Raw genomic sequence first — 13,361 nt, forward strand, 5'->3', positions numbered from 1 at the left:
CGGAAGTGGACGCATAATCGCGGTACTCTCGCTGTTGGTGAGCGATGGTCAAGCGAAAGTCGAACTCGCGGTTGCCCACGGAAAACGCGGGTACTGGAGTCGCTAGGCGCTGCGTGAACGCCAGGACGACCACGAGGCGGCACGAGCAGGTCTCGCGCACCGCAGACTCGGCGACTGAACGGCGTTCGCCGAGTCTGCGGCGGGTCTAGCCGATACGGATGAGTTTCTTGTTCACGAACTCGCTGGCACCGTATCGTCCGAGTTCGCGCCCCATGCCGCTTCTTTTCACCCCGCCGAACGGCAGCTCTGCGCTGCCGGCGTCGACGAGGTTGACATAAACCATGCCAGCCTCGATACGGTCGGCGACCCGCAGTGCCTGTTCGGGATCGGTCGTGAACAGGTAGGAGCCGAGCCCGAACGGAGTGTCGTTCGCGAGGGCGATGGCTTCATCTTCTGAGCCTGCCCGGTAGACGGATGCTACGGGGCCGAAAAACTCCTCATGGTACGTGTCGTTGTCCTTCGTGACACCGGTGAGCACGGCAGGCGGGTAGAAGGCACCCGAGCGTTTGCCAGTGGCCGCCAGGGTCGCTCCCTGCGCGACCGCGCGCTCGACCTGCTCCTCGAGATGCTCGGCCGCGCCGAGGGACGAGAGGGGTCCGAAGACGGCACCGTGAACGGTCGGGTCTCCGGGTGAGTTCGCAAGGATGGCGGCGGTGAACTTCTCCGTGAACTCATCGTAAAGTTCATCAATCACGATAAATCGCTTAGCTGCGTCGCAGGCCTGCCCGCTATTGCGGAGGCGACCGGCGACGGCGGCAGCCACTGTCGCGGCCATGTCGTCGGTGCTCAGCAGGATGAACGGGTCTGACCCACCCAGTTCCAGCACGACCTTCTTGAGGTGGCGACCGGCCACCTCGGCGACGGCAGCGCCGGCGCCCTCCGAACCGGTGAGAGAGACGCCCTGTACCCGCGGGTCGGCGATGATCGTGGCGACCTGCTCGCTGTCCGCATACACATTTGTGTAAGCGCCAGCCGGGAAGCCTGCATCATGGAAGATTTGCTCAATCGCTGCGGCCGACTCCGGGCATTGGGCGGCATTCTTGAGGATGATCGTGTTGCCGATCATGAGGTTAGGTCCAGCGAAGCGCGCAACCTGGTAGTAGGGGAAATTCCATGGCATGACGCCAATCAGCACGCCAAGAGAGTTGGAGCGCATGAACGCGGAACCCTTGCCGCTGAGAAGGGTGATCGGTTCGTCCTTCAGAAATTCCTGCGCATTGTCGGCGTAGTAACGGTAGATGTCGGCGGAGTAATCGATCTCGCCGAGCGCTTGGTCGATGGGTTTTCCCATCTCGCGCACGATGATGGCCGCCAGCTTGTCGCGGCGCTCCTCATGCAGATCACCGACCCTGCGCAGGAGTGTGGCCCGCTCGTTGGTTGAAGAGCTGCGTGACCAGCCGTGGTGGGCCTCATCCGCCGATGCGATAACCTGCTCGATTTCATCAGCAGAAAGCTGGGGGTAAGTTTTGATGGTTTCGCCTGTGGCGGGGTTGACAACGGCATGGTGGCTCATGAGCCACCTCCTTTCACGGTTGGACTACTGTTCCGGAAATTGGCACTGCCACGAGCCAACCATGTTCGCGGCATTTGTCAAGGCGAATGAGGCCAGCGGAAGTTGCGGCGGCTCGTTTCGTCTCGGTGTGGTCTTTTCAGCCTGAATCCACGGATCAACGTGAGATTTTACGGGGGCGCTATACCGAGAATACCTAGCTGATCTGCTTAAATATGACTTGTCTAAAGTGTTAATTTACCAAACAGATGAGCATCTTGTAGTTGCCAGCTACTCAGACCAACCCCGCCGTTTCTGCATCATTCACCGACCCTAATCTTGTGTCGTGCGCCGGGTTGGTCCCGAACATGAAATTGGCCGCCCGAGGGAGCTGGCGACCCTGGCCGATCAGTGGCTGACCGTCCCCACCGACAAGGGTGCCAAGGCCGGCTTCAAAGTCACCTCGCTGGTCGGAGGGATGGTCGCCGGCGCAGCCTCGATCGACGACTTTGCGATTCTTCGTCACGGCGGCATGGGGAAGGTCTTCACCAAGTGTTACGCGCCATCGACGTTGGGGTCGTTCTAGCGCGAGTTCACGTTCGGTCACGTCCGGCAGCTCGACGCCTTCGCCTCACGCTTCGTGGGTGGCCTCGCGGCCGAAATCCCACTACTCGTGCACGACACCGACGGCTACATCTTCCTCGACATTGACGACACCATCATCGAAGTCCACGGGTACCAGAAGGAAGGATCCGGCTACGGCTACTCCGGAGTGCGCCGCCTCAACGTGTTCATCGCGACCGTGAAAACAGACCTGTCAGCACCGGGCATCAACAGTCAACGACTGCGCTGCGGTGCCTGCGGGTCGCCGCGCGGCGCCGCCCACTTGATCCGCGACGCCCGCGCCACGATCAAACGTCTCCGCGGAGCAAAAAACGTCCGCGTGCTCCTCCGCGCCGACACCGCCTGCTACGGTTACGCCTCGATCAATGCAGCCCTCACAGCCGGTGCCGACGTCTCCGTCACCGCGCGCATGGATCCCGCCATCAAACGTGCGATCGGAACGATCCCCGACAGTGCCTGGACAGCGATTTGATACACCAGCGCGATCTATAACGAAGGCACCAAAATGCGGATCAGTAACGCTGTAGTCGCCGAGGTCCCGTTCACCGCGTTCACGTCCCGCAAGAAGGCAGAGGACAGCACCGGGCGCCTGGCTGCCTGTGTTCGCGGGGCGTGACACGGGCGGCAGGGCGGCACCGTCAAACGCACCACCGCGCAGGTGAGCCCCCGGGTCTTCCGAGTCGCGGCACTACCCATTCCCACTGATCGCGAGAAGTCGCAGCTGTACATCCAGCGTTACCTGGAGCATTTCCCCGCGGCCGGCGAGGTGGTCCTCTTTGACCGCAGCGTGAACAAACATGCGGGCGTGGAGCGGGTGATGGGTTTCTGCACTCTGGATCAGACCGAGCACTTCCTGCGGATGACGCCGCTGGGCGAGCAGTCGATGGTCGACTCCGGAATCATCCTGCTCATGTATTGGCTTGAGGTCAGTAAAAATGATCAGACTCGGCGGCTCGAGAGTCGAATCAACAATCCGCGCAAGACGTGGAAGCCCTCGCCGATGGATCACGATTCTTACAGCCGCTGATCCGACTACGCCCGCGCGAGGAACGCCATGTTTGCGGCGACCGACACCGCCTGGGCACCCTTGGCATGTCGCGCACACCGACGACAAGAAGAGGGCCCGCCTCAACGTCATCAGCCACCTCCTCAGCAATCTGCCGTACGTGCCGTTCCCCGGGCTCGACGTCAGGCTCCCCCGGCGACGGAACCGCGGTGACGACCGGGGGCCGAAGCTGACGGTTCGACAGATTCCGACCCCGTTCTGAGTCACGTCGCGATGCCCGTCGCGATGGGGATCCGGTGTTGCGAGCCATAGCCGCAGCATCCACTGCCCCGGCGCCGGCCGCCACCTGAACCAGCTTTCCTGAACTAGCCTTGACCTGCACGGTCCAACGGCGGGTGGGGGTAGATGTGACTTTGCTTGAAGGTTCGATCATCCTCATTGCCGGGCTCGCCGCGGGAGTCATCAACGTGGTCGCCGGCGCCGGAACACTCATCACCTTCCCTGTTCTTCTGGCGTTGGGCGTGCCGCCGATCACGGCGAACGTGTCCAATACCGTGGGCCTGATCCCTGCGTCCATTGCCGGCGCCCACGGCTACCGACGCGAGTTGCGGTCGCAGTGGCGCCCCGTAGCTGTGATGGCGATCTTCTCCGCCGTGGGCGGCATCGTCGGCGGTCTGCTCCTGCTCACCCTGCCCGCACAGGCGTTCGCCGGCGTCGTGCCCTTCCTGCTGCTGCTGGCCGCGGTGCTCTCGGCAATCCAGCCCCGAGTGGCCGGCTTCGTGCGACGCAAGGCGGCGGCGCCCGCCGGCACACTGCTGACCAAAACGGATACGCGTCCCCTCACCCTCGGGCTCATCCTCGGGGTGCTCGCGACGGGCGTGTACGGCGGGTATTTCGGTGCCGCCCAGGGGGTCGTGTTGCTCGCGCTGCTGGGCATACTCTGGTCCACGGACATGCACCGGGCCAACGGCGCCAAGAACGTGCTCGCCGGGGTCGCGAACATCGTGTCGGCGATCATCTTCATCTCCAGCGGAACCGTGGACTGGAAAATCGCGCTCCTCATCGGCATCGGCTCCGCGGCGGGCGGCTGGCTGGGTGCCCGTATCGGCCGCACGCTCTCCGCGCCGGTACTGCGCACCATCCTGGTCGTGGTCGCGGTGACCGCCGCGGTGGTGCTCCTCCTGAGCTAGGGAGCGGAGCCGCCCGGGCCCGGCGCCGAACCAATTCGACGGAGATTTTGAGGCAGCGCGCAATTGTGGGCAGGTTTGGAGCCGTGTTGTCCAAATCTCCGTCGACTTCGTCAGGGAGACCGGATGCCGCAGTCTGGCGCAGGCGGGTGGCGCGCCACCGTCTGAGACGGGCGGCGCGCCACCGCGTGTCACCTGAGGATGCGAATGAGCTTCTTGTTGGCAAACTCCGCGATGCCGAAGCGTCCCAGTTCACGGCCGAAGCCAGACCTCTTCACTCCACCGAAGGGCAGCTCTGCTCCGTCGAGGAGCGAGCCGTTGATGAAGACCATTCCGGCGTCGATCTGGTCCGCCACGCGCAGGGCCTGTTCCGGGTCGGTGGTGAAGAGATACGAACCCAGGCCGTACGGGACGTCGTTGGCCACCTGCACGGCCTCGGCCTCGTCCGCCACGCGATAGACGGCGGCGACCGGGCCGAAGAACTCCTCCCGGTAAGCGTCACTCTGAGGGGACACGTCGGTCAGGACCGTCGGCGAGAAGAAGGCGCCCCTGCGATTTCCCCGCGCGGTGACGGTTGCGCCCTGGGCTTCGGCGCGCTGGAGCTGTTCCTCGAGGTCCTCGGCGGCACCGAGGGAGGACAGCGGGCCGAGCGTGGTGTCCGGCGACGTGGGGTCTCCGGGAACGTTGCCGGTGATCTTCGCCGTGAAGCTCGCCAGGAAGGCGTCGTACAGGCCGTCGATCACGATGAAGCGCTTAGCCGCGTTGCAGGACTGGCCGGAGTTGTCGAGGCGAGCGTCGACGGCGGCGTCGACCGCTTCGTCCATATTGTCCGTGCTGAGCAGGATGAAGGGGTCGGATCCGCCCAGTTCGAGCACGACCTTCTTGAGGTTGCGGCCGGCGGCCTCCGCGACCGCCGCACCCGCGCCTTCAGAACCGGTCAGCGACACACCGCAGACCCGGGGGTCTGGAATGATGATGTCGGAGATCTGAGCGCTGGAGGCGTAGACGTTGCGGTATGCGCCGTCGGGAAAACCGGCATCCGTGAAGATCGCCTCGATCGCGGCAGCGGACTCGGGGCACTGCGAGGCGTGCTTGAGCAGGATCGTGTTGCCGAGAACCAGGTTCGGACCGGCGAAGCGGGCGACCTGGTAGTAGGGGAAGTTCCACGGCATGATCCCGACGAGCACTCCGAGGGAGGCACTCCGAATGAACGCCGAGCCTTCACCACCGAGCAGCTCGATCGGTTCGTCGGCGAGGAAGGCCTCGCCGTGGGTCGCGTAGTACGCGTAGATGTCGGCCGCGAAGTCGACCTCGCCGAGGGCCTGCGCGACGGGCTTGCCCATCTCGCGCACGATGAGCTCGGCCAGATGCTCACGCCGCTCGGTGTGCAGGTCCGCGACACGCTGCATCAGGGCCGCGCGCTCGGCGACCGACGTGCGGCGAGAGAACTCGCTGTGGGCACGGTCTGCGGCTCCGATGGCCTCGGTCACCTCAGCATCCGTTGCCAGAGTAAAACTCGGTCCGCTGTCCCCGGTGGCGGGGTTCGTGACTGTGTACTTGTTCATATTTTCTCCCCAGGCTTGCTTCGTTGACGCCGATTGAGACGGGACCGCTGCTGCCGGAGCCGGTCCCGCCCGTGTCGTTACAGTCTGCCGCTGTCAGGGGTTTTGGGCAGCCATTGTGGTGAACCTTTTTCGGCCTTCCGGGTCTGCCACCGGATTCCGTTCAGCTGTCAGGCTGCACAGCGCAGAGCGCCGCGAGCTCGGCGCGGGGGTGATCACGCACGTCGCGCACGCTACCAACCGCCCTGCAGCACCTCGTCGAGCCGGTCGACGAAGAAGTCCGCGCTCTCCCGACTCAAGCACAGGGGCGGCTTGATCTTCAGCACGTTCTGTCTCTCCGAGGTGGGCTGCACGATCACGCCGAGTTTCAGCATCCGTTCGCAGATGGCGGCGGTCTCGCTGGCCGCCGGCTCCAGGGTGTCCCGGTCGCGCACGAGTTCCACCCCCATGTACAGGCCCAGGCCGTGCACCATCCCGATCAACGGATGCCGTTCCGCGAGCTCTGCCAGCCGGCCTGCCAGGTGCCGGCCGACGGCATCCGCATTCTGCTGGAGGGATTCGTCCCGGATGACGTCGAGCACGGCCAGCCCCGCGACGCAGCTGACCGGGCTGCCGCCGGCCGAGGAGAAGAAGTTGCCCTCTCCGGCCAGAGATTCGGCGATGTCCCGGCGGGTGAGCACCGCGCCGAGCGGGTATCCGTTGCCCATCGCCTTGGCCACCGTGAGGATGTCGGGCACGACACCCTGCTGCTGCACGCCCCAGAAGTGGCTGCCCAGCCGGCCGTAGCCGACCTGCACCTCGTCGGCGATGCACAGCGCGCCGCGTGCACGGACCTGCTCGTAGACACGGGCGAGGTACCCTGCCGGGGGCACGACGCCGCCGGCATTGCCCAGCACGGGCTCGCAGATGAACGCGGCCAGGTCCTCCCCCGGGCCGTCCGGATCGGCCAGCAGCCGGGCCAGGTCGGCCGCGTACTCCCCTGCCGCCCCGGCACCGCGATGCGTCCCGCGATAGGAGTTCGGAACATCCGCGATGTGCACCCAGTCGGGCCGGGAGGCCAAGGAGAAGGGGTTGTCGAAGGCAGAGGTCGACACCGCGTCGGAGGCCGACGTCCAGCCGTGGTAGCCCTCTCGTAAGGCGACGACGTTGCTGCGGCCGGTGTGGATCCGGGCCAGGCGCAGGGCCAGGTCCACGGCCTCGCTGCCGCTGTTGACCAGAAGCACGGTGTCGAGGATGGGATCCGGTGATGTCGCCACAATGTGTTCGCAGAGGTCGGCCAGCGCCGAGTAGAGGAACCGGGAGTTCGTGTTGAGCAACGCCAGCTGATCGCTCACGGCACGGGTGAACCGGGGGTGGCTGTGCCCGATCACGGCGACGTTGTTGACCATGTCGACGTAGGAGCGCCCGTGAGTGTCGATCAGCAGTTCCTGCCAGCCGCGTTCGATCTGCGGCGGCCGTTCATAGTACTTCTCCTGCGCCGCGGCCATCACGGCACCGCGCCGGGCAAGTTCGATCGCCGGGTCGACGACGGATGCCTGCGGCGCCAACCCAAGCAGCCGCGCCGGGTCCGGTGCGAGAGTTGCCCACGCGGCGGCCCGGGAGGCCTGGGCGAAGTGCGGGGCCGTCAGACCCGGGCGAGCGAGCTTCTGCACGGTCACCCGAGCAACCGGGCCCGCAACACCCACGGGCTCCCCCGCGGCGACCGCGGCCCCCGGCACGAGGTTCGACACGATACCGCCGATGCGCAGCCCGAAACCGGCCAGCGTCAGAAGCAGGGTGTCGCCTCCGATCTCGGTGACCGAGGCAGCCGCCGGCGCGACGATCACCGAACCGGCAGGCAGGAAGACCTCGGTGACCAGCGCGAACGTGTCGGGTTCCCGGCGCGAGTGTGGCGGGGTTCGGGTGAGCCGGAACTGGCCGTAGGGGGCGACGGCGGCGCCGCGTCGGGCGAGGGCGGCCTGCGCGAGCCGCCACTCGGCATCCGTTGTCTGCCAGAGGCCGTCGGCCAGGGCCGGGCTGGTCACGGCGAAGTCGAGCATTTCGTAGTCGCCGTCGGCGAGCGCGGAGATCATCGGCACGGTCGTCTCGGGCACGGTCGTGTGTTCGGCACCAGTATGCCGCCGCCGGCCGAGCGCCTGCCGTATGGCCGCGTCCGCTTCCTCCCAGCCGACCGCGCTGGCGGCGGCGAAGACCTGCCACTCGGCGTCCATCCGGTGCCTCGCGTAGTCGTTGTCCGCGTCGATCTGCACCTGCTGCTCGCCGCTGGCCACCAGCACCGCCCCGCGCAGCACGATCAGCGGCCAGAGCGCGGTGATCTCGGCCTCGGTCAGGGGAACGACCTCGTCGAAGGCGACGATCGCCTCGAGGGCCGCTAGCGGATCGTCCGGCATGTGGTGCAGAACGGATGCCGCCGTGACCGCCAGCTCCGCGACCAGCCAGCCGGTGGCCAGATCGCCGAAGTCGATGACCCCCTCGGGCACGTGGTGGCCGTTCGGCAGCACCCGGCAGATCACGTTGTCGTCGGTGATGTCCCCGTGGATGGTCTGTAGCCGCAGCGCGGACGCCACAGTCGCCAGGCGTGCGGCGGCGCTGTCGGCGATGGCGCGGAGCTGATCCCGGGTCTCTTCCGCCGGCACCCAGCGCACCAGCAGGTCGATCACGGCTTTCGCGTTGCGCAGGTCCCACTGCAGCGTGCGGTCGAGGCCGTCCGCCGCGAAGTCACGCAGGTGGAGCGACGTGGTGCCCGAGAGCCGGCCGAGCGCCCGGACCACCGGCGGGGCCAGATAGCCCCGCGCCTCGAGTGACGGGCCCTCGACGAAGGTGAGCAGCCGCACCGGGAGGAGGGTGGCATCCGTTGCGTGCCAGTGCTGGCGGCTGAGGCCGTTCAGCCCCCGCACGGGCTGTGGCACGCGCATGCCGCGCTCAGTCAGGAACACCATCACCGCGTCCTGCGCGGCCAGCTCGGCGGCGGAGAAGGCCGGGTTGTCGACCTTGAGCACGTAGCGCTGCGTCGCTCCACCCGCGGAGTCACCGGTGGGGGCAGTGGTGGCGGCAGTGGCGGCAGCAGTGGTGGTGATCAAAAAGTTGCGGTCCTGCTGGCTGCCGAGTTCGCGGGCCGTGCCGGTGATCCCGAAGAGCGAGGACGCCATCGATTCGGCGTCGGCCGCGGTGATATCCGGGCGCACGAGCCCCTGGCCGCTGAAGAAATCAAAACCAGGCACGTCGACGCTCCTCGCAGATAGTGCAATGAATCCTGTCAGTTTGGCACCAGGGCCGCTCGTTCTATGCGCCCAACGCTCAGTCCGCGCGCAACTCGGCTCTCGGCGAGCAGGGATGACATCATCAAGAGAGACAGCGTCGTCGTCACAGACCGAGGGACGCACGCGAACACTCGTCGTTTCCGGGATCGAACAACGACCGAAAGCCGCCGCAGTGACCCACCCAGCAGAGCCCTCCGACATCCGTCTCATCGTTTCAGACATGGATGGCACTCTTCTCGACGACGACGGCAACGTGCCCGACGCGTTCTGGCCGCTCCTCGACGACCTCCATCGGGCCGGAATCCTGTTCGTGCCGGCCAGCGGACGCCAGTATCAGACACTGCACGGCATCTTCGGCGAGCACGACGGACTCATCTACATCGCGGAAAACGGAACCAACGTGGTGCAGGACGGCATCAGCATCGACGTCGAACCCGTCGTGTCCGAGATCATCGGCCCCATCGTGGACTGGGTGCGCGGCACCGCCGCCACGGGCGCCGACTTGGGGCTCGTCGTCTGCGGCGCCCGGAGCGCCTACGTCGAGCGCAGCGATGAGCACTTCGTCGACCAGGTTCGCCGGTACTACGCAGCGGTCGAGGTCGTAGCGGATGTGCATGCAGCCGCTCTCGACGATGTCATCTTGAAACTGGCGATCTACGACCCTGCCCGCGCCGAACAGCGGAGCGGACCGGCCTTGCGCGGCCTTGGGCTGCCCGCGGAGGTCGTGGTCTCGGGCGAGAACTGGGTCGATGTGATGCGCCAGGGAGCGAACAAGGGTCGAGCGTTGGAGCGGCTCCAGCAGCAGCTCGGAATCAGCCGGGCCCAGACGATGGCGTTCGGCGACTACCTCAACGACGCCGAGATGCTCGATGCCGCCGGGCACTCCTACGCCATGGCCAACGGCCACCCGAGCATCCTGGCGCGCGCCGCGAACATCGCGCCGTCGAGCTCGGAAGCCGGCGTGGTCAGCAGCATCCTCGCCGCCCTACCGCACCTGCACAGTGCGCACGTGACCGCCTGATCGCCCGGTAGCTCCCTGCCGCACCTCCGTCCCGAACGAAGTCGACGGAGTTTTAGCCCCTATCGGGCCCGAACACGACGGAATGGCTGTTGTCAACTAGATTCTCCGTCGAATTGGTTCGCCGCCTCCCATCTGGTCCTGGCCGACCGAATGATATATGATCCAAGAAGCGATAATAGAACTTTGTGTTCGATTATCGAACACGTCAGGACATGCACGTTGCGACAGTGATGTCCGATTCACCCACGCAGAGCCCACAAAGAAGTGAGGAAGCCGTGCAGTTTCACCACCACGGATACGTGTCCACCGATCCCCGCATCCAGGATGCCGCCGGGGTCGGCCTCAATCGCCCACGCGAGCTCCCCGAGAACGTCGACGTGCTCATCGTCGGAACGGGCCCGGCCGGCATGATCACCGCCGCGCAGCTCTCCCAGTTCCCCGGTATCACGACCCGCATCGTGGAGCGCCGCGGTGAGCGCCTCGCGATCGGGCAAGCTGACGGCATCCAGGCCCGCAGCGTCGAGACCTTCCACGCGTTCGGTTTCGCGGAGCGCATCATCGCCGAGGCCTACCGCATCACCGAAATGGCATTCTGGACACCGGACCCCGCCGACGTGACCCGCATCATCCGTTCGGCCCGTGCCGTAGACGACCCCACCGGCATCAGCGAATTCCCGCACCTGATCGTCAACCAGGCGCGTGTGCTCGACTACTTCGCCGAGGTGATGGCGCACTCCCCCACGCGGATGGAGCCGGATTTCGGCTTCGACTTCCGCAGCCTGGAGAACACCGACAAGGGCGAGTATCCCGTCACGGTGACGCTCGTGCACACCATCGGGGAGAAGCAGGGCCAGGAACGGGTCGTGCACGCCAAGTACGTGGTGGGCGCCGACGGTGCCCGCAGCGCTGTGCGCGACTCGATCGGCTGTACGCTCGCCGGCGACCAGGCATTCCACGCCTGGGGCGTGATGGACGTACTCGCGGTCACCGACTTCCCGGACATCCGCATGAAGTGCGCGATCCAGTCCGAATCCGGCGGAAACATCCTGCTCATCCCGCGCGAGGGCGGATACCTGTTCCGCATGTATGTGGATCTCGGCGAGGTGGCCGCTGACGACAACGGCGCAGTGCGCACGACGACGATCGAGGAGATCATCGCGAAGGCCAACGGCATCCTCCACCCGTATACCCTCGACGTGAAGAATGTCGCCTGGCACAGCGTGTACGAGGTCGCCCATCGTCTCACCGACCGGTTCGACGACCTCCTCCCCCACGAGATCGGCACACGTACTCCGCGGGTGTTCATCACCGGGGACGCCTGCCACACGCACAGCGCCAAGGCCGGCCAGGGCATGAACGTGTCGATGCAGGACGGCTTCAACCTGGCCTGGAAACTCGGCTACGTGATCGAAGGCCGCAGCCCCGAATCTCTGCTCGGCACCTACTCTGCCGAGCGCCAGGTCATCGCGAAGAACCTGATCGATTTCGACAAGACCTGGTCGACCCTGATGGCGACGAAGTCGGAGGACCTGGAGGTTCCACTGGAGGAGTTCTACACGAAGACGGCCGAGTTCCCATCGGGCTTCATGACGGAATACCCGCCGTCGATGCTGACCGGCGAGGCAACACACCAGAACCTCGCCACGGGATTCCCGCTCGGTAAGCGCTTCAAGTCCGCGCCGGTGGTGCGCGTCGGAGATGCCAACCCCGTGCAACTCGGCCACCACCACCGCGCCGACGGCCGGTGGCGCCTGTACGCGTTCGCGGATGCCGCTGTGTCCGGCGACGCCTCGGCGCTGACCGAGTGGGCCGAGTGGATCCGCACCTCACTCGAGTCGCCGCTGCTCGCGCACACCCCCACCGGGAGCGACATCGACAGTGTCTTCGACATCAAGGTGGTCTACCAGCAAGAGCACACCGGGGTGGACATCGGCCGGGTCCCGGGCGTTTTCCTGCCGACAACAGGCCCCTTTGAGCTGATCGACTACGAGAAGCTCTATGCGACCGACCCGGCGCGCGACATCTTCGAGCTGCGCGGGATCGACCGCGGGGGCGCCATCGTGGTGGTGCGCCCGGACATGTATGTGGCGAACGTGCTGCCGCTGACCGCGACCGCTGAGCTCGCGGCGTTCTTCCGACAGATGCTGCTGGTGCGGTAGGTCCTCGTTGCGGGCTCCCCGCTGCGGGGCACCCCGTCGGCCGCGAGTGCGGGTGAAACGTCGGCTTCGGCTGGGCCAAACGGCGATTCACCCGCACTCGCGGCTACTCGGCGGACGGCCGCTGCCGCTGCCTCTTGGTGGCCGACCGCTGTTGCTTCGCTGCGAGGTGCCGTCGACCCGAACCTCGGGTGGGCTTGGTCGCGCGGCGCGGTGCCGCATCGGGAGCCAGGCCCGCGGCCACGAGATCGGCGAGCTTCGCCAGGGCGAGCTCGCGGTTGCGCAGCTGGGAACGCCGTTCGGAGGCGGTCACGGTGATCACCCCGTCGACGAGACGTTTGGCAAGGCGGGCGAGCAGGCGCATCCGTTGATCGTCGGAGAGCGTCGTCGACTCGGCCACGTTCCAGAAGAGTTCGACGCGGCTATCGGAGGTATTGACGTGCTGGCCGCCCGGCCCGGACGACCGCGAGAACCGCCAGCCGAGCTCGCGCTCGGGAATGGTGAGCGCGGGCACCACCTCCAGATCCATGTGATCAGCGTGCCACGATCCGGACGACAGTGTCGGCCGGAGCGCCCCGGCGGCCGAACTCGCCCGTGGTTGAGCCCCATTATCGAGCCCCGGTGGTCGAGCCCGGTGACTCACGCCGCCGGACACTCACGTCGCCGGTGGTCGACCCCGTCGAGACTCTGGTGCCCTGTTTCCGGGGACATACGCACCCGGTGGTCGAGCCTGTCGAGACCGTGGCGCCCCGGCCCGGTGTTCCCCGGCGGGCCGCCAGGTGCGGGTGGGGTCGTAGCAGTACGGTGCCCTGACTTCAGGTTTGCCGCGCACCATGCGGATTTGCCAGCCGGAAGTATCAATAGTGTGGTGGTGGTACCAACACAGCAGGACCCCGTTGTCGATCGTGGTTTTTCCGCCGCGGTGCCAGGGAATCACGTGGTGTACTTCGCACCACGCCGCCGGGATGGTGCAGCCGGGGATGGTGCAGCCGCCGT

Annotated in this window: 9 protein-coding genes and 1 pseudogene; 5 read left to right on the forward strand and 5 right to left on the reverse strand. The window is 66.3% G+C overall.

What is annotated here, in order from left to right:
- Positions 1-205: 205 nt before the first annotated feature.
- Complete coding sequence (locus E3O22_RS14470; protein ID WP_134394553.1) at positions 206-1,573, reverse strand: NAD-dependent succinate-semialdehyde dehydrogenase; 1,368 nt, start codon at positions 1,571-1,573, stop codon at positions 206-208.
- A gap of 260 nt (positions 1,574-1,833) precedes the next feature.
- Between E3O22_RS14470 and E3O22_RS16500 the strand changes: the two are divergent.
- The 3 genes and pseudogenes from E3O22_RS16500 to E3O22_RS14490 form a co-directional block, all read left to right on the forward strand.
- A pseudogene (locus E3O22_RS16500) lies at positions 1,834-2,765 on the forward strand (IS1380 family transposase); the annotation flags it as partial.
- A gap of 66 nt (positions 2,766-2,831) precedes the next feature.
- Positions 2,832-3,200, forward strand: a complete 369-nt coding sequence (locus tag E3O22_RS16165; protein ID WP_198410625.1) for a hypothetical protein — start codon at positions 2,832-2,834, stop codon at positions 3,198-3,200.
- A 386-nt stretch (positions 3,201-3,586) separates the two neighbouring features.
- Positions 3,587-4,369, forward strand: coding sequence for a sulfite exporter TauE/SafE family protein (locus tag E3O22_RS14490; protein ID WP_134394556.1), 783 nt, complete (start codon positions 3,587-3,589; stop codon positions 4,367-4,369).
- A 188-nt stretch (positions 4,370-4,557) separates the two neighbouring features.
- Here the strand turns inward: E3O22_RS14490 and E3O22_RS14495 are convergent, their stop codons facing one another.
- Together E3O22_RS14495 and E3O22_RS14500 are read right to left on the reverse strand one after the other, a co-directional pair.
- Positions 4,558-5,931, reverse strand: a complete 1,374-nt coding sequence (locus E3O22_RS14495) for an NAD-dependent succinate-semialdehyde dehydrogenase (protein WP_134394557.1) — start codon at positions 5,929-5,931, stop codon at positions 4,558-4,560.
- Positions 5,932-6,161: 230 nt separating this feature from the next.
- Positions 6,162-9,149 carry an aminotransferase gene (locus tag E3O22_RS14500; RefSeq protein WP_241976672.1) on the reverse strand — a complete coding sequence of 996 codons (2,988 nt, stop codon included), beginning with the start codon at positions 9,147-9,149 and terminating at the stop codon, positions 6,162-6,164.
- 211 nt (positions 9,150-9,360) lie between these two features.
- Between E3O22_RS14500 and E3O22_RS14505 the strand changes: the two genes are divergently transcribed.
- The gene (locus E3O22_RS14505) at positions 9,361-10,209 is read left to right on the forward strand and encodes a Cof-type HAD-IIB family hydrolase (protein ID WP_255570058.1); all 849 of its coding nucleotides are present in this window, start codon (positions 9,361-9,363) and stop codon (positions 10,207-10,209) included.
- A 275-nt stretch (positions 10,210-10,484) separates the two neighbouring features.
- The gene (locus E3O22_RS14510; protein ID WP_134394560.1) at positions 10,485-12,368 is read left to right on the forward strand and encodes an FAD-binding monooxygenase; all 1,884 of its coding nucleotides are present in this window, start codon (positions 10,485-10,487) and stop codon (positions 12,366-12,368) included.
- A gap of 103 nt (positions 12,369-12,471) precedes the next feature.
- Here the strand turns inward: E3O22_RS14510 and arfB are convergent, their stop codons facing one another.
- Together arfB and E3O22_RS14520 are read right to left on the reverse strand one after the other, a co-directional pair.
- Positions 12,472-12,894 (reverse strand): alternative ribosome rescue aminoacyl-tRNA hydrolase ArfB, encoded by a 423-nt coding sequence (gene arfB, locus E3O22_RS14515; RefSeq protein WP_134394561.1) that lies wholly within the window; start codon positions 12,892-12,894, stop codon positions 12,472-12,474.
- Positions 12,895-13,020: 126 nt separating this feature from the next.
- Positions 13,021-13,302 carry an HNH endonuclease gene (locus tag E3O22_RS14520; RefSeq protein ID WP_241976674.1) on the reverse strand — a complete coding sequence of 94 codons (282 nt, stop codon included), beginning with the start codon at positions 13,300-13,302 and terminating at the stop codon, positions 13,021-13,023.
- Positions 13,303-13,361 lie beyond the last annotated feature (59 nt).

It is taken from the genome of Cryobacterium sp. TMT2-18-2 (assembly GCF_004402245.1).
In the GTDB taxonomy this organism is placed as follows: Bacteria; Actinomycetota; Actinomycetes; order Actinomycetales; family Microbacteriaceae; genus Cryobacterium; species Cryobacterium sandaracinum.